The organism is Brevundimonas faecalis (assembly GCF_040549405.1).
Lineage (GTDB): Bacteria > Pseudomonadota > Alphaproteobacteria > Caulobacterales > Caulobacteraceae > Brevundimonas > Brevundimonas faecalis.
This window is the reverse complement of the sequence record NZ_JBEPTF010000004.1, coordinates 23,717-48,083: the sequence shown is the minus strand read 5'-3', so window position 1 is coordinate 48,083 and position 24,367 is coordinate 23,717. Positions and strand designations below refer to the sequence as shown.

General features: G+C 68.9%; 26 protein-coding genes. 20 read left to right on the top strand and 6 right to left on the bottom strand.

Features of this window, described 5'->3' with window-relative positions:
* Positions 1–6 precede the first annotated feature (6 nt).
* On the bottom strand, positions 7–879 hold the full coding sequence (gene lgt / locus ABIE19_RS13570; RefSeq protein WP_354089747.1) for a prolipoprotein diacylglyceryl transferase: 873 nt from the start codon (positions 877–879) through the stop codon (positions 7–9).
* A 182-nt stretch (positions 880–1,061) separates the two neighbouring features.
* Here lgt and ABIE19_RS13565 point away from each other — a divergent pair, with 182 nt between their 5' ends.
* From ABIE19_RS13565 to ABIE19_RS13555, 3 genes are all read left to right on the top strand, one after another.
* Positions 1,062–1,349, top strand: coding sequence for an accessory factor UbiK family protein (locus ABIE19_RS13565; protein WP_354089746.1), 288 nt, complete (start codon positions 1,062–1,064; stop codon positions 1,347–1,349).
* A gap of 78 nt (positions 1,350–1,427) precedes the next feature.
* Positions 1,428–1,931, top strand: coding sequence for a type III secretion system chaperone family protein (locus ABIE19_RS13560; protein WP_354089745.1), 504 nt, complete (start codon positions 1,428–1,430; stop codon positions 1,929–1,931).
* A gap of 1 nt (position 1,932) precedes the next feature.
* Positions 1,933–2,727, top strand: a complete 795-nt coding sequence (locus ABIE19_RS13555) for a pyrroline-5-carboxylate reductase family protein (protein ID WP_354089744.1) — start codon at positions 1,933–1,935, stop codon at positions 2,725–2,727.
* 238 nt (positions 2,728–2,965) lie between these two features.
* On the opposite strand, the gene ABIE19_RS13550 is transcribed toward ABIE19_RS13555, so the two are convergent.
* The 3 genes from ABIE19_RS13550 to ABIE19_RS13540 all read right to left on the bottom strand — a co-directional run bounded on the left by ABIE19_RS13550 (position 2,966) and on the right by ABIE19_RS13540 (position 5,625).
* A complete protein-coding gene (locus tag ABIE19_RS13550) occupies positions 2,966–3,457 on the bottom strand; it encodes a hypothetical protein (protein WP_354089743.1) in 492 nt (163 codons plus the stop codon).
* An 84-nt stretch (positions 3,458–3,541) separates the two neighbouring features.
* Positions 3,542–4,885: an ATP-binding protein gene (locus tag ABIE19_RS13545; RefSeq protein WP_354089742.1), complete on the bottom strand. Its 1,344-nt coding sequence runs from the start codon at positions 4,883–4,885 to the stop codon at positions 3,542–3,544.
* 8 nt (positions 4,886–4,893) lie between these two features.
* A complete protein-coding gene (locus tag ABIE19_RS13540; RefSeq protein WP_354089741.1) occupies positions 4,894–5,625 on the bottom strand; it encodes a response regulator in 732 nt (243 codons plus the stop codon).
* Positions 5,626–5,713: 88 nt separating this feature from the next.
* Between ABIE19_RS13540 and ABIE19_RS13535 the strand changes: the two genes are divergently transcribed.
* The gene (locus ABIE19_RS13535; protein ID WP_354089740.1) at positions 5,714–6,592 is read left to right on the top strand and encodes a branched-chain amino acid aminotransferase; all 879 of its coding nucleotides are present in this window, start codon (positions 5,714–5,716) and stop codon (positions 6,590–6,592) included.
* A 223-nt stretch (positions 6,593–6,815) separates the two neighbouring features.
* Here ABIE19_RS13535 and ABIE19_RS13530 read toward each other — a convergent pair whose 3' ends face one another.
* Positions 6,816–7,730: a DUF4349 domain-containing protein gene (locus ABIE19_RS13530; RefSeq protein WP_354089739.1), complete on the bottom strand. Its 915-nt coding sequence runs from the start codon at positions 7,728–7,730 to the stop codon at positions 6,816–6,818.
* Positions 7,731–7,917: 187 nt separating this feature from the next.
* Here ABIE19_RS13530 and ABIE19_RS13525 point away from each other — a divergent pair, with 187 nt between their 5' ends.
* The 3 genes from ABIE19_RS13525 to ABIE19_RS13515 all read left to right on the top strand — a co-directional run bounded on the left by ABIE19_RS13525 (position 7,918) and on the right by ABIE19_RS13515 (position 10,170).
* Positions 7,918–9,192, top strand: coding sequence for a NupC/NupG family nucleoside CNT transporter (locus ABIE19_RS13525; RefSeq protein WP_354089737.1), 1,275 nt, complete (start codon positions 7,918–7,920; stop codon positions 9,190–9,192).
* A gap of 22 nt (positions 9,193–9,214) precedes the next feature.
* Positions 9,215–9,832: a glutathione S-transferase family protein gene (locus ABIE19_RS13520; RefSeq protein WP_354089736.1), complete on the top strand. Its 618-nt coding sequence runs from the start codon at positions 9,215–9,217 to the stop codon at positions 9,830–9,832.
* Between the two features lie 62 nt (positions 9,833–9,894).
* Positions 9,895–10,170 (top strand): hypothetical protein, encoded by a 276-nt coding sequence (locus tag ABIE19_RS13515; RefSeq protein WP_354089735.1) that lies wholly within the window; start codon positions 9,895–9,897, stop codon positions 10,168–10,170.
* A 6-nt stretch (positions 10,171–10,176) separates the two neighbouring features.
* Here the strand turns inward: ABIE19_RS13515 and ABIE19_RS13510 are convergent, their stop codons facing one another.
* The gene (locus ABIE19_RS13510; RefSeq protein ID WP_296174657.1) at positions 10,177–10,611 is read right to left on the bottom strand and encodes a PaaI family thioesterase; all 435 of its coding nucleotides are present in this window, start codon (positions 10,609–10,611) and stop codon (positions 10,177–10,179) included.
* Between the two features lie 47 nt (positions 10,612–10,658).
* Between ABIE19_RS13510 and ABIE19_RS13505 the strand changes: the two genes are divergently transcribed.
* The 13 genes from ABIE19_RS13505 to ABIE19_RS13445 all read left to right on the top strand — a co-directional run bounded on the left by ABIE19_RS13505 (position 10,659) and on the right by ABIE19_RS13445 (position 24,364).
* On the top strand, positions 10,659–10,979 hold the full coding sequence (locus ABIE19_RS13505; protein WP_354089734.1) for a DUF3253 domain-containing protein: 321 nt from the start codon (positions 10,659–10,661) through the stop codon (positions 10,977–10,979).
* Positions 10,963–11,571 (top strand): uracil-DNA glycosylase family protein, encoded by a 609-nt coding sequence (locus ABIE19_RS13500; RefSeq protein WP_354089733.1) that lies wholly within the window; start codon positions 10,963–10,965, stop codon positions 11,569–11,571. Before ABIE19_RS13505 ends, ABIE19_RS13500 begins: the two co-directional genes overlap by 17 nt.
* The gene (locus ABIE19_RS13495) at positions 11,568–12,611 is read left to right on the top strand and encodes an alpha/beta fold hydrolase (RefSeq protein WP_354089732.1); all 1,044 of its coding nucleotides are present in this window, start codon (positions 11,568–11,570) and stop codon (positions 12,609–12,611) included. The genes ABIE19_RS13500 and ABIE19_RS13495 overlap by 4 nt, the downstream gene beginning before the upstream one ends.
* Before the next feature lie 121 nt (positions 12,612–12,732).
* Complete coding sequence (locus ABIE19_RS13490) at positions 12,733–13,830, top strand: Glu/Leu/Phe/Val family dehydrogenase (RefSeq protein WP_354089731.1); 1,098 nt, start codon at positions 12,733–12,735, stop codon at positions 13,828–13,830.
* 355 nt (positions 13,831–14,185) lie between these two features.
* Positions 14,186–15,832 (top strand): flagellar basal-body MS-ring/collar protein FliF, encoded by a 1,647-nt coding sequence (gene fliF / locus ABIE19_RS13485; protein ID WP_354089730.1) that lies wholly within the window; start codon positions 14,186–14,188, stop codon positions 15,830–15,832.
* Positions 15,829–16,863, top strand: a complete 1,035-nt coding sequence (fliG, locus tag ABIE19_RS13480) for a flagellar motor switch protein FliG (RefSeq protein WP_354089729.1) — start codon at positions 15,829–15,831, stop codon at positions 16,861–16,863. Before fliF ends, fliG begins: the two co-directional genes overlap by 4 nt.
* Position 16,864: 1 nt before the next feature.
* Positions 16,865–17,521: a FliH/SctL family protein gene (locus tag ABIE19_RS13475; RefSeq protein WP_354089728.1), complete on the top strand. Its 657-nt coding sequence runs from the start codon at positions 16,865–16,867 to the stop codon at positions 17,519–17,521.
* Positions 17,521–17,853: a flagellar motor switch protein FliN gene (gene fliN / locus ABIE19_RS13470; RefSeq protein ID WP_354089727.1), complete on the top strand. Its 333-nt coding sequence runs from the start codon at positions 17,521–17,523 to the stop codon at positions 17,851–17,853. The genes ABIE19_RS13475 and fliN overlap by 1 nt, the downstream gene beginning before the upstream one ends.
* A 43-nt stretch (positions 17,854–17,896) precedes the next feature.
* On the top strand, positions 17,897–19,312 hold the full coding sequence (gene flbD, locus ABIE19_RS13465; protein WP_354089726.1) for a sigma-54-dependent transcriptional regulator FlbD: 1,416 nt from the start codon (positions 17,897–17,899) through the stop codon (positions 19,310–19,312).
* Entirely contained in the window at positions 19,309–20,217 is a 909-nt protein-coding gene (gene bla, locus ABIE19_RS13460) for a class A beta-lactamase (protein ID WP_354089725.1), read from the top strand. The genes flbD and bla overlap by 4 nt, the downstream gene beginning before the upstream one ends.
* Positions 20,218–20,285: 68 nt before the next feature.
* The gene (gene flhA, locus ABIE19_RS13455) at positions 20,286–22,364 is read left to right on the top strand and encodes a flagellar biosynthesis protein FlhA (RefSeq protein WP_376854906.1); all 2,079 of its coding nucleotides are present in this window, start codon (positions 20,286–20,288) and stop codon (positions 22,362–22,364) included.
* A 54-nt stretch (positions 22,365–22,418) separates the two neighbouring features.
* A complete protein-coding gene (locus ABIE19_RS13450) occupies positions 22,419–23,945 on the top strand; it encodes a sensor histidine kinase (RefSeq protein WP_354089723.1) in 1,527 nt (508 codons plus the stop codon).
* A gap of 20 nt (positions 23,946–23,965) precedes the next feature.
* On the top strand, positions 23,966–24,364 hold the full coding sequence (locus ABIE19_RS13445; RefSeq protein WP_376854907.1) for a response regulator: 399 nt from the start codon (positions 23,966–23,968) through the stop codon (positions 24,362–24,364).
* The last annotated feature ends 3 nt before the right edge of the window (positions 24,365–24,367 follow it).

The following is a 24,367-nucleotide window of genomic DNA, read 5'->3' as shown; positions in this document are numbered from 1 at the left end:
GACGCCTCAGGCCTCCGCGACGACCGGCTTCCTGAGGGCGCGCCAGATCAGCCAGGCCCCGGCGATCATCATGGGAACGGACAGGATCATGCCCATGGTCAGGCCCAGGGGCAGGTTCTCCAGCCCGGCGTCAGGCTGGCGCACGTTCTCCAGCGCGGCGCGACAGACGCCGTAGCCGAACAGGAACAGGCCCATGACGAAGCCCGGCCGCTTGAACATCCGCCACTTCCAGATGGCCAGCGACAGGACGGCGAAGAGCAGCAGGCCCTCGAGGCCCGCCTCGTAGAGCTGGCTGGGGTGGCGGGGTTCATTGCCGGCGGGGCAGAAGCCGTACATCTGTTCGATGCGGGCGTTGCAGAAGCGGATGGCCCAGGGAACCGTCGTCTCGCGACCCCACAGCTCGCCGTTGATGAAGTTGGCGATGCGGCCGAAGAAGAGGCCCAGCGGCGCGACCGGCGCGATCAGGTCGCCCAGGCTGAGCGGATTGACCGTATGACGCCGCGCGAAGAGCAGGCAGGCGACGACCACGCCCAGGAAGCCGCCGTGGAAGCTCATGCCGCCGGTCCACAGCTGAAGCAGCTCCAGCCGCTCGCCCCAGCCGTCGCCGGTGAAGAGTTGGGCGAACATGGCCGGCTTGTAGAAGAGGGCGTAGCCGAAGCGGCCGCCCAGGATGACTCCGAGCGTGATCCACAGCACCAGGTCGTCCAGTTGCGGTCCCGTGACGGGCGGGTTGCCCGGCGCCCACAGGCGCTCCGTCTTGGCCAGGCGCGAGGCGTACCACCAGCCCAGGACGATCCCGGCCACATAGGCCAGGGCGTACCAGCGGATGGGCAGGGGCCCCAGATGGATCAGGACGGGATCGAATTCGGGAAAGGGCACAGGGCCTCCGTCAGCGCCGTTTCGGGTCGCCCACCGTCTAGCAAGCAAGACCGCATTCGTCGCGCGCTTTTCCCGCGAAGCAGTTTATAGGCCGGATGGACGGAAAGGTTTGGTTTACCCAAATCAATGCACCGTTAACCATGTTCGAGCCCTCCGGGCCCGTGACTATCGAAGAGGCCGCCATGCAGACGCGCAACCCCATCCTCGACGAGTTCGCCAAGCTGACCACGGGCGCCATGGGCCTGGCCCAGGCCGCCGGCGACGAGGCCAAGGCCGCCTGGCGCGCACAGACCGATCGCCTGGTCGCGGAGATGGATCTGGTCCGTCGCGACGAGTTCGACGTGCTGAAGGCCGAGATCGCCGCCCTGCGCGCCGAGATCGCCGAACTCAAGTCTCAGAAAACGCCTGCGAAAAAGGCCGCCGGGGGATCGTCCACAACAGCGAAGCCCGCAGCGGACGCAGCCGGTTGAGCCGAATCTGCGAACACGTTTACCGTTCCTTTGCAGGTCGTGAGTCGCGGCCCCTCGAGTTAAGATTGTGAACCCCTGATGGATGCAGCCCGGCCCGAAGAGGTCGACGTTCCCTACGACCCGCTGGATGTCGTGGAGCACGTTCTCAATGCGGAGAACCTCCCGTTCGACCGCACGGACGACGGCGACCTGGCCTTCGCCCTGGCGGGCGACTGGAAGGACTATGAGCTGTGGTTCGCCTGGCGTCCGGAGGGCGACTGCCTGCAGCTGTGCTGCGCCCTGGACCTGCGGGTCATGAAGTCGCGCCGCGCCGCCGCCTATGAACTGGTCTCCCTGATCAACCAGCGCACCTGGCTGGGGCATTTCGAGATCTGGCCGGACGAGGGCGAGATCGTCTTCCGCCACTCCCTGGCCCTGCCGCACAGCGAGCGGCCGACCCTGGCCCAGGCGGCCTCCATGATCGACGCGGCCATCGAGGCCGCCGACCGTTATTATCCGGCCTTCGACTTCATGGTGCGCGGCTCCAAGAAGGCGCAGGAGGCGATCGACGCCTGCCTGTTCGAGACCGTGGGCACGGCCTGACATGGGACGCCCGGTCGTTCTGCAGGGCGTGGGGCGGCTGGGTTCGGCCATCCTTGAAGGCTGGCTGAAGACCGGGGCCGTCGATCCCGCCGACCTGATCATCCTGACCCCGTCCGAAAAGCCCGTCGCCGAGGCGGCGCGGGCGCGCGGCGCGCGGATCAATCCGCCGCTGGAGACGCTGGGGGAGGCTCGCGCCTTCGTCATCGGCGTCAAGCCGGCCAAGTGGCTGGAGGCCTCGCGGCCGGTCCTGCCGCACCTGGCGCCTGACGCCGTGATCGTCTCGGTCATGGCCGGGGTGAGGGGCGAGACGATTTCCCAGGGCTTCGAGGGTCGTTCCGTCGTCCGCGTCATGCCGACGACCGGCGTGGCCCAGGCCCAGGGGGTGGCGACCCTGTGGGCGGCGGATGCGGCGGCCCGCGCCGTGGGCGAGGCCCTGTTCGCCCCCATCGCGGAAACGGTCCATCTGGACGACGAGCCGACCCTGCACGCCGCCACGGCTGTGTCCGGCTGCGGCCCCGCCTATTTCTTCGCCTTCACGCGCGCCCTGGCCCAGGCCGGGATCGAGGAAGGCCTGTCGCCCGAGGCGGCCGTCCGCCTGGCCCGCGCCACCCTGCGCTCCGCTGCGGCGGGCGTGGAGGGGACGGAGGCGCTGGACGCCCTGATCGACCGCGTGGCCTCGCCCGGCGGCGTGACCCAGGCCGGCCTGATCGCCCTGAACGAAAACGGCGCCCTCGACCGTGCGGTCGAAAGCGCCGTCCAGGCGGCCGTGGCCAAGTCCACCGAACTGAGCGGTTAAGGCGCCTTTTCCTCCCGGCGGGAGAGGGGAGGGAGGTTGTCGCCTACTCCTCCCCCGTTCACGGGGGAGGGGGACCACGAAGTGGTGGAGGGGGCGAGCAGCAGCTGCAACGCTCAGCTTGTTTCTACCGCCGTCGCGTCTGGACTTGGAAATCCCAGCCCGAACCTTCGCCCCCTCCACCATGCTTCGCATGGTCCCCCTCCCCCGCAGGCGGGGGAGGAGTCAGGCTGTCAGCCTATCAACGCATGGTGTAGCGGCCGTCCGCCAGGCGGCGGGCCAGGCGGTCGTAGGCGCGCTGGGCGTCGGTCCAGGTGGTGGAGCCGCGCGCGTCGGCCAGGGTCGGGGTGTAGTAGTCGAACTTCACCGGCTGGACCTCTCCCGAGGCCAGGGTGACGGTTCCCTCGACAGCGGCGCCGCCGATCGACAGGCTGCGCATGCCGTCCAGGCCGGGCTTGTCGCCCATCTGCTGCATGGTCGGGCGGTTCGGCTTCAGATCGGTGATCGTCAGTTCGACGCGGGCGCCGTCCAGGGCGTTGCGCTGGACGAGGACGCGCTCGACCGTGCGGCGCATGTCGTCGACCTGTTGATCGACATCGCGCTGGCCGAGTTCTGCGGCGGTCTTGGCGAAGTCGGGGCTGACGGTGACGACGACGGCGGAAGGTTGGGCCGCGGCGGCGCCGGAAACGGCGAGGGCGGCGGCGAGCGGCGCAAGGAAGGCGATACGACGCATATTCGGACTCCTGATTCCAGGCCCCCCTGGAACACCCGACAAGATGGAGATGATTTTACAGTCACGCCAGAGGGGCGCGGCGAATTATCCCGGCAGGCGAATCGAGGCCTTGAGCCCGCCGAGGTCGCTGCGGCCCAGGGTGATGTCGCCGCCGTGGCCGCGCGCCACGTCGCGGGCGATGGCCAGGCCCAGGCCGACTCCCTTGCTGTTCTGATTGCGCGAGGCGTCCAGACGGGAGAAGGGGCGGAAGGCTTCCTCGTGCATGTCGTCGGGAATGCCGGGGCCGTCGTCCTCGATGGCGATCTCCACCCCGCCGGAGGGCAGGGGCCGGGCCGAGAGCCGCACATGTTCGCCGTGAGCGGCGGCGTTGCCCGCCAGGTTGGCGATCGCCCGACGGAAGGAGAGGGGACGGACGGCGATGTTCAACTCGTCCGGGGTCTCGACCGTCACCTCGGCGCCGACGCGGCGGGCGTCGTCGGCGGCCCGACGCAGCATCTCGGGGACGGCGACGGACTGGATCGCCTCGCCCGCCTCGCCGCGCGCGAAGGCCAGGTATTCGTCGATCATGTGCTCCATCTCGTCCAGGTCGCCCTTCATGGCCTCGGCCCGCTTGAAGGGCGGGGCCAGGGCCAGTTCCAGACGCAGGCGTGTCAGGGGCGTGCGCAGGTCGTGGCTGACCGAGGCCAGAAGGGCCGTGCGCTGGTCGATATGGCGCTGGATGCGGCCGCGCATGTCCAGGAAGGCGGTGGCGGCGGCCCGCACCTCGCGCGCGCCGTGCGGCTTGAAGCGGGGCACGCTTTCGCCCCGGCCGAAGGCCGCGGCGGCGTCGGCCAGGCGCTCGATGGCGCGCACCTGGTTGCGGATGAACAGGACCGCCACACCCAGCAGCAGGACGGTGGCGATCATCAGCCACAGGACGAAGATATGGGCCTGGGTCGCCACGGCCCGCTCACGCGGGGCGATGACGCGCAGGACGCCGCCGGGCTCCTGCACCCGGATGTCGACATAGGCGGGGTAGCGGGTGGTGTCGAACCAGAAGGGCTGGTCCAGGCGCGAGGACAGGGCCTTCTCCAGGACGCGGTCGACCACGCCGATGGCGCCGCGCCTCTGTTCGCTGGGCAGGACGGCGCCGTCCTGGAAGGCGATGGAGAGCTGCATCGACCGCTCGGCCCGGTCGGCGATGACGGCCAGGTTCTGGGCCGTCGGCTGGTCGCGATAGCTTTCGGAGGCCCAGGCCACGTCGCCGGCCAGGCCGTCGGACAGGCGGGCCGTCACGACCTGCCAATGGGCGTCGAAGAAGGCCCAGGTCACGGCCCCCTGCATGATCAGGACCGGCAGGACGATGATCAGCAGCGACCGGCCCCACAGGGAGGACGGCACGCGACGCTTGATCATGCGCGCCCAGACGTTGAGAGGCGGCAGCCGCATGGCCGGGATCAGTCCGGCGCCAGCATGTAGCCCACGCCCCGCACGGTCTGCAGATAGCGCGGGTTCTTGGGGTCGGCTTCCAGCTTGCGGCGCAGGCGCGTCACCTGGACGTCCACGGCGCGGCCGGTGATGTCGGCGGTGTCGGGCGACAGGTTCATGCGTTCGACTGGGGCATGGGCGTGGATGGCCAGGGTCTTCAGAAGCTGGGCCTCCGCCTCGGTCAGGCGCTGGAGGGCGCCGTCGCGGGTCAGTTCCAGCCGCTCCATGTCGAAGACCGCCTGGCCCATGCGAATCTCGCGCGGGGTCAGGGGCTTGCCGCCCGTGCGGCGCAGGATGGCCTCGATCCGCAGCGCCAGTTCGCGGGGATCGAAGGGCTTGGACATGTAGTCGTCGGCGCCGCGCGACAGGCCCTCGATCCTGTCGCCCGGATCGCCCTTGGCCGTCAGCAGCAGGACCGGGGTCTTGGACAGGGCCGCCTGGCCGCGCAGCCAGCTGGTCAGGTCGAATCCGCTTTCGCCCGGCATCATGACGTCCAGGACGATCAGGTCGAACTCGATCAGCTCCACCATGCGGCGCGCGGCGCCGGCGTGGGCCGCCCCGGTGACGCGATAGCCCTCGCGCGTCAGGAACTCTTTCAGCAGTTCGCGGATTCTGTCGTCGTCGTCGACGACCAGCAGATGACGGCCGGCGCCGGCCGCGGCGACGGGTCCTGAGCGGCCGAAGGAACGTGTGTCGGTCATGCTTTAGTCGATCCTGCCTTAAGCAAGGCGTTGACGAAGGCCGGAGAGAAGGGTGTAACCGGTACAGACCCGCAGGAGACGTTATTCAATGGCCTTCGTTCCTTTCGACGATCGTGACGGCTGGATCTGGTTTGACGGGGAATTCGTTCCCTGGCGAGAAGCGAAAACGCACGTTTTGACCCATGGCCTTCACTACGGCTCGTCGGTGTTCGAGGGTGAGCGTATGTACGGCGGCGAAATCTTCAAGCTCACGGCTCACAGCAAGCGCCTGAAGCGCTCGGCGGAACTGCTGGACTTCGAGATTCCGTACAGCGTGGCCGAGATCGACGCGGCCTGCAAGGAAACCTGTGAAAAGAACGGCATGACGGACTGCTACATCCGTCCGGTGGCCTATCTGGGCGCCGAGCAACTGAGCGTTTCCTCGCTGAACAGCAAGGTTCACCTGGCCATCGCGGCCTGGGAATGGCCCAGCTATTTCGACCCCGAGGTCAAGAAGAAGGGCATCCGTCTGGAGTGGGCCAAGTGGCGCCGCCCCGACCCGGCCACGGCTCCGTCCACGGCCAAGGCCGGCGGCCTCTACATGATCTGCACCATGTCCAAGACGGCGGCCGAGAAGCGCGGCTTCGCCGACGCCATGATGCTGGACTGGCGCGGCTATGTCGCCGAGGCCACCGGCGCCAACGTCTTCTTCGTCCAGAACGGCGCCCTGCACACGCCGCGCGTCGACCACATCCTGGACGGCATCACCCGCCAGACCGTGATCGAGATGGCCCAGGCCAAGGGCATTGAGGTCGTGATCCGCGACATCCTGCCGGAAGAGCTGTCGAACTTCTCGGAGTGCTTCCTGACCGGCTCGGCGGCCGAGGTCACCCCGGTCAGCGAGATCGGCGACTATCGCTTCACGCCGGGCGAACTGTCGCTGACCCTGATGGACGACTACGGCAAGCTGGTTCGCGGCCAACTGTAGGACGCCTCGTCTTTCCTCCCCACATGGTGGGGAGGGGGACCACGAAGCGGTGGAGGGGGCGACGCGACGGCTGACGGCCTTGCGCCTGACGGATTGACGTCTGCCTCGCCCCCTCCGTCTCGTCGGCTGCGCCGTCGATCCACCTCCCCATGAATGGGGAGGAGAAAGAGGTCGCACGCACCACCTCTCCCCCCGTGAGCGGGGGAGGAGTAGTAAGGCATGATCAGGCGGAGGGGGCGTCCTCCGCCTTTTTCATGCGCTCGGCCTTGCGATGGGCCTGAGCCCGCTGGCGACGGCGCCATCCCAGCCAGGCCAGGGGCGCGATCACAAGCAGCAGCGGCAGGGCCGCGGCCAGCACCATGATCAGCGCGGCCAGGGTCGACATGAACAGATGAGCGACCTGGCCCAGGGCGTCGGTCACGGGCCTGAGGGCGCTGTCGGGCGCCAGTTGTCCCGCCGCGCGATAGGTCACGTCCAGTTCGGAGGTCTGCACCCGCGTCCGCATGACCGCCAGAGCAGAGCGTGTCGCGTCCAGCTCGCCCTGGACCCGCGCCAGTTCGCGCTCGACCTGCAGCAGTTGCTCCAGAGGTCCGCTGCGGGTGGCCAGAAGCTGTTGCAGCCGGTCGCGCAGGGTTTCCGTGGCCCGCATCCGCGCCTCGGTGTCGATCAGTTGCCGGGTCAGATCCTCGCTCTCGACCGCCTGTTCGGCTACGCGGCCGCCCGCCCCCTTGGCCTCGCCGTCCAGGGCCGCGCGGAAGCGGGCGACATAGGCGGGCGTGGCCCGCATCTCCAGGCTGGCCTGGACGGAATCGCGACCGACGCGGCTGGAGTTCGAGCCGATCACCTGACAGGCCGAGGCGCCGGCGGCGATGCAGGCCTGTTCGTGCTTCGCCATGAGCGTCGTCGCCGCCTCGGCCGGCAGCTCCAGCCCGAAGCGGTAGGCGTAGGCGATGCTGGGCGCGACGATCGGCGTGGCGCCGCCGGCCGCCGTGGCCGGCGCGGACGCCGCCGTATCGGCAGGCGCCGCCGCCTCCACCAAGGCCACGTCCGCCGACTCGTCGGCCTGCTGTCGTCCCGCCGGTTGACACCCCGCGAGCAGGACGCTCGCCGCGGCCGCCCAGACCAGTTCCTTGCGCATCCGGTTTCTCCCCGTTGGTAACGCAACCGTGATCAGCGGCTCGCATAACGGCGAAGTTTGGACGAAGCCGAGGCTTTGACGCGGCAGGACGCCGCATGCGCTCTTGACCAGAAGGCGCGGGGTGGCGTTCAAGCAGGTTTCAAAGGCGGCCCTCGGCCGTCGGTCGCTCGCGGAGCCGCCTTTTTCCATGTTCAGCCTTCTGAACCTGCAGAGCCTGTTCGGCCTGATCGTCATCATCGCCGTCTGCTGGGGGCTGTCGGAAAACCGGCGGGCCTTCCCCTGGAGGCTGGCCGTCGGGGCCGTGCTGGTGCAGGCGGGGCTGGTGCTGGCCACCTTCGCCATTCCCGGCTCCCAGGCGGTGCTGGACGGGGTGAACAATGCGGTGAAGGGGCTGGAGCTGGCGACCGAGGAGGGGACGCGGTTCGTCTTCGGCTATCTGGCGGGCGGGGATCAGCCCTATCCGGTCCAGAACGACGCGGCGCTGTTCACCTTCGCCTTCAAGGTCCTGCCGCTGATCCTGGTGATCTCGGCCCTGTCGGCCCTGCTGTGGCACTGGAAGATCCTGAAGTGGATCACCCTGGGCTTCGGCTTCCTGTTCCAGCGGACCATGGGCCTGGGCGGCGCCTCTGCCCTGGCGGTGGCGGCCAACGTCTTCCTGGGCATGATCGAGAGCCCCATCGTCATCCGCGCCTATCTGGACAAGCTGACCCGGTCGGAGGTCTTCCTGATGATGGTGGTGGGCCTGGCCACGGTCGCGGGATCGACCATGGTGGCCTATGCGACCATCCTGGCGCCGGTCCTGCCCAATGCGGCCGGCCACGTCCTGGTGGCCTCCATCGTCTCGGCCCCGGCGGGCATCCTGCTGGCCCGCATCATGATCCCGGAAAAGCCGGGCGAGGGCGGGGCGGTCGCCGACTACAACTCGGCCCTCAAGTACGACAGCGCCGTGGACGCCATCGTCAAGGGCACGTCCGACGGCCTGATGGTGGTGCTGAACATCTCGGCCGTGCTGATCGTCTTCGTGGCCCTGGTGGCCCTGGCCAACGTCGTCCTGGGCGGCTTTGTCGTGGCGGGGGAGCCGCTGACGGTGGAGCGCATCCTGGGCGTCCTCTTCTCGCCCGTCGCCTGGCTGACCGGGGTGGAGTGGGCCGACGCCCAGAAGGCCGGCTGGCTGCTGGGGGTCAAGCTGACCCTGACCGAGTTCGTCGCCTTCATCGAGCTGGGCAAGGTCCCGGCCGGGGAAATGACCGAGCGGACCCGGATGCTGATGACCTACGCCCTGTGCGGCTTCGCCAATGTGGGGTCGGTCGGCATCACGGTGACCGGCCTGTCGGTCCTGATGCCCGAGCGCCGCGAGGAAGTCCTGGGCATGGTGTGGAAGGCGCTGCTGGCCGGCTTCCTGGCCACGCTGATGACCGCCTGCATCGTCGGGGCCCTGCCGGCCTCGGTCTTCGCCAGATAGTTCTCCAAGAGGGATCGACCGGATGAAGCTCTATACGTCTCATCGCGCGCCCAATCCGCGTCGCGTCCGCTGGGTCATGGCCGAGAAGGGCGTGACGGAGGTCGAGTTCGTCGAGATCGACCTTCTGGCCGGGGAGCACCGCACCCCCGCCTATCGGGCCAAGTTCGGCGTGCCCCACGTCCCGGCCCTGGAGCTGGACGACGGGACCTGCATCTCCGAATCCATCGCCATCTGCCGCTATCTGGAAGCCCTGCACCCGGAGCCGAACCTGTTCGGCCATGATCCGAAGGAGCAGGCCCTGATCGAGATGTGGACGCGGCGGTGCGAGATGTACCTGGCCAATCCCATGATGCTGAACGTGCGCTTCAGCCACCCGGCCCTGGCGGCCCTGGAAGCGCCCCAGCCGCAGGTGGCGGAATACAGCCGCGTCGGGGCCGAGAAGTTCATGCGCACCCTGGACCAGCGCCTGGCCCAGCATGAGTTCATCGCCGCCGACCGCTTCACCATCGCCGACATCGTCGCGGCCGTGGGCCTGGATTTCGCGCGGTTGATCAAATACCGGCCGCCGGAGGAGCTGACGAACCTGGCCCGCTGGCTGGAGGCCTGCCGGGCCCGTCCCGCGGCGAAGGCGGGCGCCTGACGCCTGAGGCTTTGGGGGAGGGCGGCTTTTCGGAAGCGGCCCGCCATGCCAAGCTGAGCGGCATGAACAGACTCCTGACGACCACGCTCGCCCTCGGCCTCATCCTGTCCGCCGCCGCCTGTACGGACAGCCGCCGCGCGCGCAACGACGCCACCTGGAGCGACCGCCCCGCAGACATCACCTGCTGGACCTATGGCGTCGAGACCTTCAAGGGCCGCTCGACCGGCAAGGTCGAATACAACGACGGCGGCCGCATCGCCTTCGTGGACGCCGCCAACGGCCGCTACACCACGGTCGACGGCGAGTGCCGGGTGGTTTACGCGGCGCCCTCGAAATAGCGGCGCCTAGCCCCGGGGCGTGAACTTCCGGATCACGCCGGAGAAGGTCATCAGCAGGCGCTCGCCGGTGGTGATCTGGCCGCGCACGAAGATCAGGCTCTTGCCCGCCTTGGTCACCTGGCCGGTGGCCTCGATCAACTCGCCGACATAGGCGCCGTCGATGAAGGTGGAGTCCAGCTGGACCGTGACGCCGGAGGCGCCCTCCATCTCCTGATAGGCGATCTGGAACATGGCGATGTCGGCGAAGGTCATCAGGCAGCCGCCATGCATCCGGCCGCCGGCGTTCATGTGCTTCTGCTCGGCGCGGAAGGCGCAGCGCATATGGCCGTCGGGGTCCAGCTTGCCGTAGAAGGGGCCGACCACCACGTCGAAGGTGTCGTGCAGGTCGTAGGTCTGCCAGCCGGCGAACTCGCCTTCTGTTATGGTGATTTTCGCGACCATGCCGATTACGCCTTCTTTCCGATCTTGCGCTGCAGCATATAGACCCGATGAACGATCCAATCGAAGCGGCCATTTTTGAAAAACTGGCCAAGGCCGACCCCAAGAACGTCGGCGGCAAGAGCATTGAACCGGCCGAGGTGGCCAAGGAACTGCAGCCCGAGCAGTGGCAGCGCATGCTGCCCAAGGTCAAGGCGACGGCGCTGGGCCTGATGCGTCAGGGCAGGCTGACCATCACCAAGAAGGGCAAGGCGGTCGATCCCAACAACTTCCGCGGCGTGATCCGCCTGCGCCTGCCGACCGAGGCCGAGACGGCCGCAGCCCTGGCGGCCCTGCCGCCGGTCGAAACCTCGGATGACGATTTCGACTGAGCCGGACAGCGGCCTGGACGACCTCCTGGCCGAGATCCGCGCCTGCCGGGCGTGCCTGGGCCAGTTGCCCCACACGCCGCGCCCGGTGGTCATGGTCGCGCCCGAAACCCGCCTGCTGATCTGCGGCCAGGCGCCGGGACGCAGGGTGCATGAAAGCGGCCGGCCCTTCACCGATCCGTCCGGCGACCGCCTGCGCGACTGGCTGGGGGTGGACGAGGCGGTCTTCTACGGCGATCCGCGCATCGGGGTGGCGGCCCAGGCCTTCTGTTTTCCCGGCACGGACCCGAAGGGCGGCGACTATCCTCCGCCGCCCCGCTGCGCCGAGCTGTGGCGGCCCCGCCTGCTGGCCGAACTGCAGAAGGTCGAACTGACCCTGCTGGTCGGCGGCTACGCCCAGGCCTGGGCCCTGGGGGCGGCGACCAAGGCGAACATGACCGAGACGGTGCGGGCCTGGCGCGACTACGCCCCCGCCATACTGCCCCTGCCGCACCCGTCGTGGCGGAACACGGCCTGGCTGAAGAAAAACCCGTGGTTCGAGACGGAGATTCTGCCCTACCTTCGCCGCAGGACGGCGGAGATACTGGCCCCATGATCCAGCGTGCGACGGCGGCGGCCCTGGCCGCCCTCCTTTCCCTGACCCTGTCCGCCTGCGCGACGCCGCACCTGCAGGCGCCCCAGACGCCGCCCGCCGGTTTCGTCGGCCCGCACGTGGAGGAGGGGAGCCTGGGGCGGGGCGTCTTCGTGGTCCGGGACGGGGCGAGGCTGCCCTATCTGCGCTGGAGCCCGGCCGAGGCGCGCGAGCCCTGGGCTGTCGTCGTCGCCCTGCACGGGTTCAACGATCACTACGCCTCCTTCCGCCTGGCCGGGCCGTGGTGGGCCGAGCGGGGGATCGAGACCTGGGCCTATGACCAGAGGGGCTTCGGCCTGGCGCCCGGTCGCGGGGAGTTCGCGCCCGAGACCCTGACCAGCCAGGACCTGAGGGACATCGTGGCCATGGTGCGGGCGCGTCGGCCCCATGCGGTGATCGCCGTGGCGGGAGAGAGCATGGGCGGCTCCTCGACCATCTCGGCCTTCGGATCGGAGACGCCGCCGGACGCGGATCGCGTCATCCTGCTGGCGCCGGGGGTCTGGGGCTGGTCGAGCCAGAGCCCGCTGAACCGCGCCGCCCTGTGGACGGCCGCGCGCCTGATGGGCGCCAAGACGGTGGAGCCGCCGGCCTTCGCCGTGCGTCGCATCCGGGCCTCGGACAATACGCTGGAGCTGATCCGCAACGGGCGCGATCCCCAGTCCATCCTGTCGACCCGGTTCGACGCCATGTACGGCCTGGTCGACCTGATGGAGACGGCGACCGAGCGTCTGGGCCGGGTCGAGAAGCCGACCCTGCTGCTGTACGGCGCCCACGACCAGATCATCACGCGCGGCCCCATGCGCCACGCCCTGGAGCAGGCGGGCGAGCGGCCCGGCCTGCGGACGGCCTACTACGCCGACGGCTGGCACATCCTGAACCGGGACCTGCAGGGCGAGACCGTCTATCGCGACGTCGAGGCCTGGCTGCGCGATGCGGCGGCGCCCCTGCCGTCGGGCGCGCCGCCGGTCCTGCCCGCCCTGCGCGCCGATCCCAAGGCTCGCTGATTTCAGGGCATGCCGGCTGAAGCGGAGCCCCGCCTTTCCTGACGTGGAACAGACACGCTTGCCGTTTGGTCAACCCGGGCGTATCTCCACGCGCATAAAAAGTACCCAGGAAAGGCCTGTCATGGGCAAGACGCTGTTTGATTCCCCTTCTTTCGCGAACCATGAGGGCGTCCACGCCTTCCATGACGTGAAAACCGGCCTCAAGGCCATTGTCGCCGTCCACTCGACCGCGCGCGGCCCCGCCGTCGGCGGCACCCGCATGTGGAACTACGCCTCCTCGGCCGAGGCGCTGGAAGACGTCCTGCGCCTGTCGAAGGGCATGAGCTACAAGAACGCCGTGGCGGATCTGGAGATGGGCGGCGGCAAGTCGGTCATCATCGGCGACAGCCGCACCCAGAAGAGCCCCGAGCTGTTCCAGGCCTTCGGCCGCTTCCTGAACGGCCTGGGCGGCAATTATTACGCGGCCGAGGACGTCGGCACCTCGGTCGAGGACATCGCGGAGGCCCGCAAGGTCACGCAATACGTCCTGGGCCTGAAGGACGGGCCGGAAGCCTCGGGCGACCCGAGCCCGGTCACGGCCGAGGGCGTCTTCCGCTCGACCCTGGTGGTGGCGCGCCGCCTGTTCAACCAGGACGACATGACCGGCCTGACTGTCGCCCTGCAGGGCGTGGGCCACGTCGGCGCCTATTTGGCCGAGAAGCTGCACAAGGCCGGCGCCAAGCTGGTCATCACCGACGTCAACCAAGCCAACCTGGAAGCGGTGGCGGCCAGGACCGGCGCCGAGATCGTCGCCCCCGACGCCATCTATGACGTCGCCGCCGACATCTACGCCCCCTGCGCCCTGGGCGCGACGCTGAACCTGCAGACCCTGGACCGCCTGAAGGTCAAGGCCGTCTGCGGCGCCGCCAACAACCAGCTGGCCACGGCCGACATCGGCGACGAACTGTTCCGTCGCGGCGTCCTCTATGCGCCGGACTATGTCGTCAACGGCGGCGGCATCATCAATGTGGCGGCCGAGATGAACGCCCGTCAGTCGGGCGGCGCCTTCGACCCGGCCTGGGTCGAGACCAAGCTGTCGCGCCTGATCGAGACCTTCGACGAGATCCTGGACCGTTCGGCCGTCGAGAAGACGCCGACGCACCTGATCGCCGACGCCATCGCCGAGGCCCGCATCGAGGCGGCCGCGGAGAAGAAGGTGGAACTGCTGAAGGCGGCTTAAGCGCCTGAGAAGCGAACGAAGGAAGGGGCTGCGGGGCGTTCTCGCAGCCCCTTTTTTTACCCTTTCCCGATGGGAAAGGGTGAGGGGGTTGTCCTGTCCGTCGGCGCAAGCCGTTGCGTCGACGATCAGTCACGGCCTTCGGCCGACTTCCCCCGCGAACCCTTACCCTTTCGCCCGGCCAATCGCTTCGCTCTTGGGGGCTCAAGCCCTCTCCCATCGGGAGAGGGAAGCCTGGCCTGTAGAAACGGGGATTCCTTCAATCTTTAACGCCTCTTAACGCGGCGTTTACCATCCAGGCGGCAGTTTCTGCCTAGCGGGCGTCGTTCGTTCCCGCGTGTGTGCATGGGCGGGACGCGTGGGCGGCTTCACGGCGGCGTTGCAGAAGTTCGGAATCGGCCGTCTGGCCGCGGTTCTCGGCGTGGCCGCGGGCGTGGCCGCCGTGCTGGTCGCGGTCATGCTGCGGGTGGGGCAGGCCCCGGACGCCCTGCTGTACTCGAACCTGGACCTGCGCGAGGCGTCGGAAATCGGCGCCGCCCTGGACCAGGCGGGCATCAAGTATTCGTCCAAGGGCGACGGCTCGACCATCTTCGTCAGCCGCGACGAGGTGGGCACGGCCCGTCTGATGCTGGCGGGCAAGGGGCTCGTGACCTCGGGCAGCGTCGGCTACGAGATCTTCGACAACCAGTCGGTCCTGGGCCAGACCGAGTTCCAGCAGAACCTGAACGAACAGCGCGCCCTGCAGGGCGAGCTGTCGCGCACCATCATGTCGATGCGCGGCATTTCCTCGGCCCGCGTCCACATCACCATGCCGCGCCGCGAGATGTTCCAGGCCGCCGCCATCGATCCGACCGCGGCCGTCGTCGTGGGCCTGTCGGGGCGCGACCTGTCGGCCGAGCAGGTGCGGGCGATCCGCAACGTCGTCGCCTCGTCCGTGCCGAACCTGAAGCCGGACAAGGTCACGGTGACGGACCAGGCCAACCGCACCCTGGCGGCCGGCTCCGAGGACTCGGGCTTCACCTCGGCCACGGCCGAGGCGGCCAAGGCCACGACCGAGGCCCAGCTGCAGACCCGCATCAAGGACATCGTCGAGGGCGTGGTCGGCGCCGGCGCCGCCCGCGTCCAGGTGACGGCCGACATCGACCACAGCCGTTCGACCACCCAGGAGCAGAAGTTCGACCCGGACGGCCAGGTCGTCCGCTCGACCTCGACCAACGGCTCGCAGTCGCAGGACACGACCGGCCAGGCTGACGGCGGCGTCACCGCCACCAACAACATTCCCGGCGGCCAGGCTCCGAACACGACGCCGATCGGCTCGACCAACTCGGAAAACACCGAGACGACCAACTACGAGATCTCCAACACCACGACGACGACGGTGAAGGAGCCCGGCGAGGTCAAGAAGCTGTCGGTCTCGGTCGCGGTGGACGGCAAGTACACGCCGCCCGCGAACGGCAAGGGCGAGCCGACCTACGCCCCGCGCACGGCCGAGGAAGTCCAGCAGATCAAGACCCTGGTCGCGGCGGCCGTCGGCATCGACGAGACGCGCGGCGACAAGATCGAGGTGGTCAACGTCCGCTTCAACCGCGAGCCCTCGGTCGCGCCGGGCGAGGAGCAGGGCTCCTCCATGTTCGCCTTCGACAAGAACGACATCATGCGCGGCGTCGAGCTGCTGGTCCTGCTGGTCACGGGCCTGCTGCTGATCTTCTTCGTGGTGCGGCCGCTGCTGAAGACGGCGACGGGCGAGGCGGGGCCGGGCGGCAAGGTCCGCATCGGGCCGGACGGCGTGCCGATCACGCCGGTTGACGCCCAGATCGTCGGCGGAACCCTGCCGGGCCAGCCGCAGATGCTGGCCGGTCCCAGCGAGATGGACCAGCGGATCGACATCGCCCGCATCGAGGGCCAGGTGAAGGCCTCCTCGATCAAGAAGGTCGCCGACTTCGTGGACGCCCATCCGGAGGAATCGACCGCCATCCTCCGTTCCTGGGTGCATGAGGGCGCATGACCCGGCTCGTCGCCAAAAAGGGAGCGATCGACGACGCCCGCAAGCTGACGGGGCCGGAGAAGGCCGCCGTCGTCCTGCTGTCGCTGGGGGAGGAGCACACCGTCCTCTGGCAGCAGCTGGACGACGAGGAGGTCAAGGAGGTCTCGCAGGCCATGGCCGGCCTGGGCAGCGTCACGGCCACTGTGGTCGAGGAGGTGCTGGTCGAGTTCGTGTCCGGCATCGGCGGCTCGGGCTCGCTGATGGGCTCCTACGAGCAGACGCAACGCCTGCTGGCCTCCTTCATGCCCGGCGACCGCGTCGAGGCCCTGATGGAGGAGATCCGCGGACCGGCGGGCCGCACCATGTGGGACAAGCTCGGCAATGTGAACGAGGCCGTGCTCGCCAACTATCTGAAGAACGAATACCCGCAGACGGTCGCGGTGGTCCTGTCCAAGATCAAGCCTGACCACGCCTCGCGCGTGCTGACGGCCCTGCCGGAGGACTTCGCCCTGGAGTGCGTCCAGCGCATGCTGCGCATGGAGCCGGTCCAGCGCGACATCCTGGACAAGATCGAGCAGACCCTGCGCACCGAGTTCATGTCCAACCTGGCGCGCACGTCGAAGCGCGACAGCCATGAGCTGATGGCCGACATCTTCAACAGCTTCGACCGCCAGACCGAGGCCCGCTTCATCGGCGCCCTGGAGGAACGCAACCGCGACGCGGCCGAGCGCATCCGCGCCCTGATGTTCGTCTTCGAGGACCTGTCGAAGCTGGATCCGGGCGGGGTGCAGACCCTGCTGCGGGCGGTGGAGAAGGACCAGCTGGGCCTGGCGCTGAAGGGCGCCTCGGACGCCCTGCGCGAGATGTTCTTCTCCAACATGTCCGAGCGGGCTTCGAAGATCATGCGCGAGGACATGGACTCCATGGGCCCCGTGCGCCTGAAGGACGTCGACGCGGCCCAGATGACCATGGTCCAGGTGGCCAAGGACCTGGCGGCGCGCGGCGAGATCATGCTGGCCGGCCAGGGCGGCGATGACGAGTTGATCTACTGACATGACCTCCGCACCCGCAAACGCCCGTCCCTTCGTCTTCGACACCGAGTTCGACGCCTCGGGCGAGGTCGTCAGCCCGTCGGCCTGGCGCCCGGTGAAGCGCTCCTACGCCCCGGCCGAGGTCGAGGCCCTGGTCGCCCAGGCGCGGCTGGAGGCGCGACAGCAGGCCCTTGCCGAGGTCGAGACCCTGCGCGCCGAGGCCCTGTCCACCCTGGCCCAGACGGCGGCCCATGCGGCCTCGGTCCTGAACGGGGTGGCCGAGACCCATCGCCGCCAGTCGGCCGAGCTGGCGGTCGCCGCCGCCCGGGTCCTGGCCTCCGCCGCCTTCGACCGCTTCCCGCGCCGTCCGCTGGAGGCCGCCATCGAGCAACTGGGCCAGGAGATCGACGCCTCGCCCCGTCTGTTGGTGCGCGCGCCCGACCTGGACGAGGCCAGCCGCGCCCATATCGAGGCCCTGTGCGCCGACGCCGGCTTCAGCGGGACCGTGGCCTTCCGCGAGGACGCCGGGGCGGCCGCCGCCGCCTTCGTCCTGGAATGGGCCGACGGCCGGGCCGAGTTCGATCCGGACGGCGTCGCCGCCCGCGTCTCCGCCGCTCTCCAGGCCGCCCTGGCGGCCGAAGCGGGCCATGCTGAAACCCTCGACAGGAGCGCCTTCTGATGGCCACCGACGACCTTCCGCTGGAGGAATTCGGCGACTCCACGGCCCTGACCCTGGCCGACGACGGCGGCGACAAGTCCGCCTCGGACCTGGCCACGGTCTTCGACGTGCCGGTCAATATCTCGGCCGTCCTGGGCAAGGCCCACATGTCGGTGTCCCAGCTGCTGAAGTTGAACCGGGGCAGCGTCCTGGAGCTGGACCGCAAGGTCGGCGAGGCGATCGACATCTTCGTCAACAACCGCCTGGTGGCGCGCGGGGAGGTCGTCGTCGTCGAGGACCGCCTGGGCGTGACCATGACGGAAATCATCAAGACCGAGGACTCGGGCGCCTGACGGGCCGCCTGTTTTCGGATCAGCGTACTGAAGGAGAAGACCGATGCGGCTTCTGGTGGTGGGCAGGCTCAGCGGACAGCTGGCGACTGCGGTGAAGATGGCCATGGCGCACGGCGCCAAGGTCCAGCACGTCGAGCGCGGCGACCAGGCGACCGAGCAGCTTCGGCGCGGGCAGGGGGCCGACCTGCTGATGGTCGACTACCGTATCGACATCGCCGCCCTGATCGCGGCCAACGACGCCGAGCGCATCCATGTGCCGGTCGTGGCCTGCGGCGTGGACGCCGACGCGCGTGAAGCCGCCGACGCCATCCGCGCGGGGGCCAAGGAATTCATCCCCCTGCCGCCCGAGGCGGACCTGATCGCCGCCGTCCTGTCGGCCGTGGCCGACGACGAGCGCCCGATGATCTCGGCCGATCCGTCGATGAAGGCGGTGGTGAGCCTGGCCGACCAGGTGGCGCGTTCGGACGCCTCCATCCTGATCACCGGCGAAAGCGGCGTCGGCAAGGAGGTGATGGCCCGTCACCTGCACGTCGGCTCCAAGCGGGCGGATAAGCCCTTCATCAGCGTCAACTGCGCCGCCATTCCCGACAACCTGCTGGAATCCGAACTGTTCGGCCACGAGAAGGGCGCCTTCACCGGCGCCGTGGCCCGCCGCATCGGCAAGTTCGAGGAGGCCGACGGCGGCACCCTGCTGCTCGACGAAATCAGCGAGATGGACGCCCGGCTGCAGGCCAAGCTGCTGCGCGCCATCCAGGAGCGGGTGATCGACCGGGTGGGCGGCTCCAAGCCGGTGCCGGTCAACATCCGCATCATCGCCACCTCGAACCGTGACCTGGCCAAGGCCGTGGCCGAGGGGACGTTCCGCGAGGACCTGCTGTACCGCCTGAACGTGGTCAACCTGCGCCTGCCCAGCCTGCGCGAGCGTCCGGGCGACATCAGCGTCCTGGCCGACCACTTCGTGAAGAAGTATGCGGCGGCCAACGGCGTGCCGCCGCGCATCATCTCGGCCGAGGCGCGGCGCGCCCTGATCGGCCACCGCTGGCCCGGCAACGTCCGCGAGCTGGAGAACGCCATGCACCGGGCCGTCCTGCTGGCGACGGGGGCGGAGATCGACGTGGAGGCCATCCGCCTGCCGGACGGCCGTCCCCTGCTGGAGACGGCGGGATCGCCCGCGCCGGCGCCGGTCGCCTCGACCTATGACGTGGGCGTGGCCGGACATGCGGCCCAGGTCGCCGACGCCATGACGCGCAGCTTCGTCGGCCAGACCGTGGCCGAGATGGAGAAGACCCTGATCCTGGATACCCTGAGCCACTGCCTGGGCAATCGGACTCATGCGGCGACCATCCTGGGCATCTCCATCCGCACCCTGCGCAACAAGCTGAACGAATACGCCGACCAGGGCACATCGATCCCGGCGCCCCAGTCGGGCGTGGCGGCGGCCTACGGCGCGGCGGGGTGACGGCCGTGCGTCCGGATCGCCGCACCCTGTTGCTGGGGGCTGGGAGCCTGGGCCTCGTCGCCGCCTGCTCGCGCGAGGTGGCGGCGGTCGAGGCGGAGGTGGAGACGCCGAGCCAGGCCCTGGATCTGGACCTGTCCGAGCTGGAGGAGCGGCACGGCGGGCGTCTGGGCGTGGCGGTCGCCTCGGCGGGCGTGGACGCCGCCTGGCGCGGCGACGAGCGCTTCGTCTACTGTTCGACCTTCAAGATGTATCTGGCGGCGGCCACCCTGCTGCGCGTCCAGGCGGGGCAGGAGCGGCTGGACCGCGCCGTGCCGGTCGTGCGCGCCGACATGATCAACCACGCCCCCGTCACGGAAAAGGCCGTGGGCGGGAGCCTGACGGTCGAGCAGTTGATGAAGGCGACGGTGGAGGTCAGCGACAATCCCGCCGCCAACATCCTGATCCGGGAGATGGGCGGGCTGGACGCCCTGCGGGCCTTCTATCGCGGCATCGGCGACGACAGCACCCGCGTGGACCGGCTGGAGCCGGAGATGAACCGCCAGGACGGCGACAAGGACACCATCACCCCCGTCCAGTCGGTCCGGAACATCAGCCGCCTGCTGGTCGCGCCGGACACGCCGCTGACGCCGCCGTCCAAGGCCCTGCTGATGCGATGGATGACCGACACGCCGACAGGGGCGGGACGGATCAAGGCGGGGGTTCCCGCCGGCTGGACCGTGGCGCACAAGACGGGCAGCGGCGGCTACGGCCCGGTGAACGACATCGGCCTGATCCTGCCGCCGAGCGGGGCGCCCGTGGTCATCGCCGTCTACTTCCACGCCACGAGCGCATCGACCGACGCCCAGCGCGAGGCGGTGATCGCCGATGCGACGCGTCTGGCGCTCAAGGCGCTGGGGCATGGCTGAGACAAGGCGAATCCTGTCATCAGGCGACATGACCTTCGTCGTTCGCCATGGCTGACGCGCCGATCCTGATGAAGGACGGCCTGGCGCGCCCCACCGGGCGCGACGCGCTCGGCTGGCTGATGCGCGGCGACGTCGGCATGGCGGTGGGCGTGATCGCGGTGATCATGCTGCTGATCCTGCCGATCCCGAAGATGCTTCTGGACCTGCTGCTGGCGATCTCCATCGTCTCCAGCGTGCTGATCCTGATGACGGCCGTGATGATGAAGAAGCCGCTGGACTTCGCCATCTTCCCGACCGTCCTTCTGGTCTCGACCCTGTACCGCCTGGGCCTGAACCTGGCCTCCACCCGACTGATCCTGACGCACGGCCAGGAAGGCCACGCGGCGGCCGGTCAGGTCATCAACGCCTTCGGCGAGCTGATGATGGGGGGCAATTTCATCATCGGGGTGATCATCTTCGCCATCGTCCTGGTGGTGAACTTCGTGGTCATCACCAAGGGCGCCACGCGCATCGCCGAGGTCTCGGCCCGCTTCACCCTGGATTCCATGCCGGGCAAGCAGATGGCCATCGACGCCGACCTGTCGTCGGGACTGATCAACGAGGACCAGGCCAAGCAGCGGCGCAAGGAGCTGGAGCAGGAATCCACCTTCTTCGGGGCCATGGACGGCGCCTCCAAATTCGTGCGCGGCGACGCCGTGGCCGGCCTGATCATCACCTTCATCAACGTGATCGGCGGCCTGCTGATTGGGGTGCTGCAGCACGGCATGGCGGTGGGGGACGCGGCCAACACCTATATCCAGCTGACGGTCGGCGACGGCCTGGTGACCCAGGTGCCGGCCATCATCGTCTCGGTCGCCGCCGGCTTCCTGGTGACCAAGGCGGGGGTCGAGGGTTCGGCGGACAAGGCCTTCGTCAACCAGTTGGCGACCAACCCCGTCTCCCTGGGCGTGGTGTCCGGGGCGGCGGGCCTGATCGGCCTGATCCCCGGCATGCCGCTGATCCCCTTCGCCGCCCTGGCCATCGGTTCGGGCTTCATGGCCTGGAAGCTGGGCCGCGAGCGGCTGAAGCCGGCGCCGGCCGAGCCGTTGGAGATGAAGCCCAAGGAGGACGTGGAGGAGCCCATCTCCACGGCCCTGACCATCGATGAGGTCAAGATCGAGCTGGGCTACGCCCTGCTGTCGCTGATCAACGACCTGGAGGGTCGCCGCCTGACCGACCAGATCCGCGCCCTGCGCCGTTCGCTGGCGCAGGAGTACGGCTTCGTCATGCCCAGCGTGCGCATCCTGGACAACATGCGCCTGCCCAACCAGGGCTACGCCATCCGCATCAAGGAGATGGAGGCCGGGGCGGGCGAGGTGCGCCTGGGCCAGCTGATGGCCATGGACCCGGCGGGCCGCCAGGTCGAACTGCCCGGCGAGCACACGCGCGAGCCGGCCTTCGGCCTGCCGGCCACCTGGGTCGACGACGCCCTGCGGGAAGAGGCGACCTTCCGCGGCTACACCCTGGTCGATCCGTCGACGGTGCTGACGACCCACCTGACCGAGATACTCAAGGAGAACATGGCGGACCTGCTCTCCTACGCCGAGGTGCAGAAGCTGCTGAAGGAGCTCCAGGGCGAGGAGAAGAAGCTGGTCGAGGAGATGATCCCGACCGTCGTCACCGTCACCACCCTGCAACGCGTGCTGCAGGCCCTGCTGCGGGAGAAGGTCTCGATCCGCGACCTGCCCGCCATCCTGGAAGGCCTGGCCGAGGCGGCGCCCCACACCACCAGCGTCACCACCCTGGTCGAACATGTCCGCACACGCCTGGCGCGGCAGCTGTGCTGGGCCAATCGGGCCGACGACGGCGCCCTGCCCATCGTGACCCTGTCGCCGGAGTGGGAGCAGGCCTTCGCCGAGAGCCTGATCGGGCCCGGAGAGGACAAGCAACTGGCCATGGCGCCCAGCCGGCTTCAGGACTTCATCCGCGCCGTCCGCGACGTCTTCGAGCGCGCGGCCATGACGGGCGAGAACCCCGTCCTGCTGACCGGACCGCAGGTCCGTCCCTACGTCCGGTCCATCATCGAGCGCTTCCGCGGCCAGACGGTGGTGATGAGCCAGAACGAGATCCACCCCAAGGTGAAGCTGCGGACCATAGGCGCCGTCTGACGGACGCCCGCATTCCCGCTGGACACAGGCTGGGCCGTCGCGGATGTTCTGCGGATGACAGGAACCCTGCCGGCCATGCGGAACTTCGCCGCCTTCATGCGCACGCCGACGCTGAGCCGCTCGATCATCGCCCTTCTGGCGCTGGCCATCATGCTGCTGCTGGCGGTGAACATCGCCGCCTTCGTCATGATCAAGCGGACGGAAGAGTACAACCGCACCGCCGCCCAGATCGAACGCGTCCGCCTGAGCGGCAAGGACGTGCTGACCCTGCTGATCGACGCGGAGACGGGCCAGCGGGGCTATATGCTGACGGCGCGGCCCGAATACCTGAACATCCACGACCGCGCCCTGGTCCAGCTGCCGGAAAGGCTGAACGAACTGGAAGCGGCCATGGGGAACGACCCCGAGCTGAAGCCCAGCCTGGAGAAGGTCCAGTCCCTGTACGGCCAGCGCCTGGAACTGATGCGGTCCACGATCGATCTGACGCGCGCCGGTCGGATCGGCGAGGCCGTCGGCCTGATCCGGGGCGGTCAGGGCAAGGCCCTGATGGACCAGATGCGGGTCGAACTGGCCCGGATCGACGCCGTCCAGGCCGCCCGCCTGGCCGAGCGGACCGCCCAGTCGGAACGGGCGGCGGAGATCACCGCGGGGGTCAACGCCCTGGCCGGGATCCTGATCCTGGTCCTGGCGGGGATCAGCGTCTGGCTGGTGCGCCGCTATGTCGAGGAGATCCGCGCCGCCCAGTTGGAACTGGACCGCGTCAACGCCGGGCTGGAGAACCTGGTTCGGGACCGCACGGCGGCCCTGACCCGGGCCAATGAGGAAATCCAGCGCTTCGCCTATATCGTCAGCCACGACCTGCGTTCGCCCCTGGTCAACGTCATGGGCTACACCTCCGAGCTGGAGCAGGTGGGCAAGATCCTGAACAATCAGCTGGCCCGGTTCGAGGCGAGCAATCCCGAGGCGGTGGACCCGGAGGCGATCCAGGCCGTGCGCGAGGACGTGCCGGAGGCCGTCGGCTTCATCCGCGCCTCCACGGCCAAGATGGACCGGCTGATCAACGCCATCCTGCGCCTGTCGCGCGAGGGGCGGCGCGACCTGGTGCCGGAGGACCTGCCGATGACGACCATGGTCCGCGCCATGGCCGACAGCGTCCAGCACTCCGTGGCGGCCGTGGGCGGGGAGATCGTGGTGGACGAACTGCCCGGCTTCGAGAGCGACCGCCTGTCCGTGGAGCAGATCTTCGGCAACCTGATCGACAATGCGGTCAAGTATCACGAGCCCGGCCGCCCGCTGCGCATCCGGATCGAGGGGAACGAGACGGGCGACGAGGTCGAATACCGCGTCATCGACAACGGCCGGGGCGTTTCAGCCCGCGACCACGAGCGCATCTTCGAACTGTTCCGCCGGGCCGGGAAGCAGGACCAGCCGGGCGAGGGCCTGGGCCTGGCCTTCGTCCGCAACAGCGCCCGGCGCCTGGGCGGGACCATTGATCTTGTGTCGGAGTTGGGCCAGGGCTCGACATTCCATCTCAAATTCCCCAAACGCCTGATCGTGGGTGAAGAAGGAGAGCGCCTGTGAGCCATTCCGTCCGGATCGTGATGATCGAAGACGATCACGGCCACGCCAAGCTGATCGAGAAGAACATCCGTCGGGCCAACATCGGCAACGACATCGTTCACTTCGACCACGGCGACCCGGCGCTGGAGTACCTGTTCCGCGAGGAGGTCCGCAGCGCCGGACCCCTGCTGATCCTGCTGGACCTCAACCTGCCGGACATGTCGGGCACCGACATCCTGGAGAAGGTGAAGCAGGACGAGCGCCTGCGCCGCGCGCCGGTCGTGGTCCTGACCACCACCGACGACAAGGTGGAGATCCAGCGCTGCTACGACCTGGGCTGCAACGTCTACATCACCAAGCCGGTGGACTATGAGGCCTTTGCTGTCGCCATCCGCCAGCTGGGCCTGTTCCTGTCGGTGATGCAGGCGCCGGAGATCTGAACG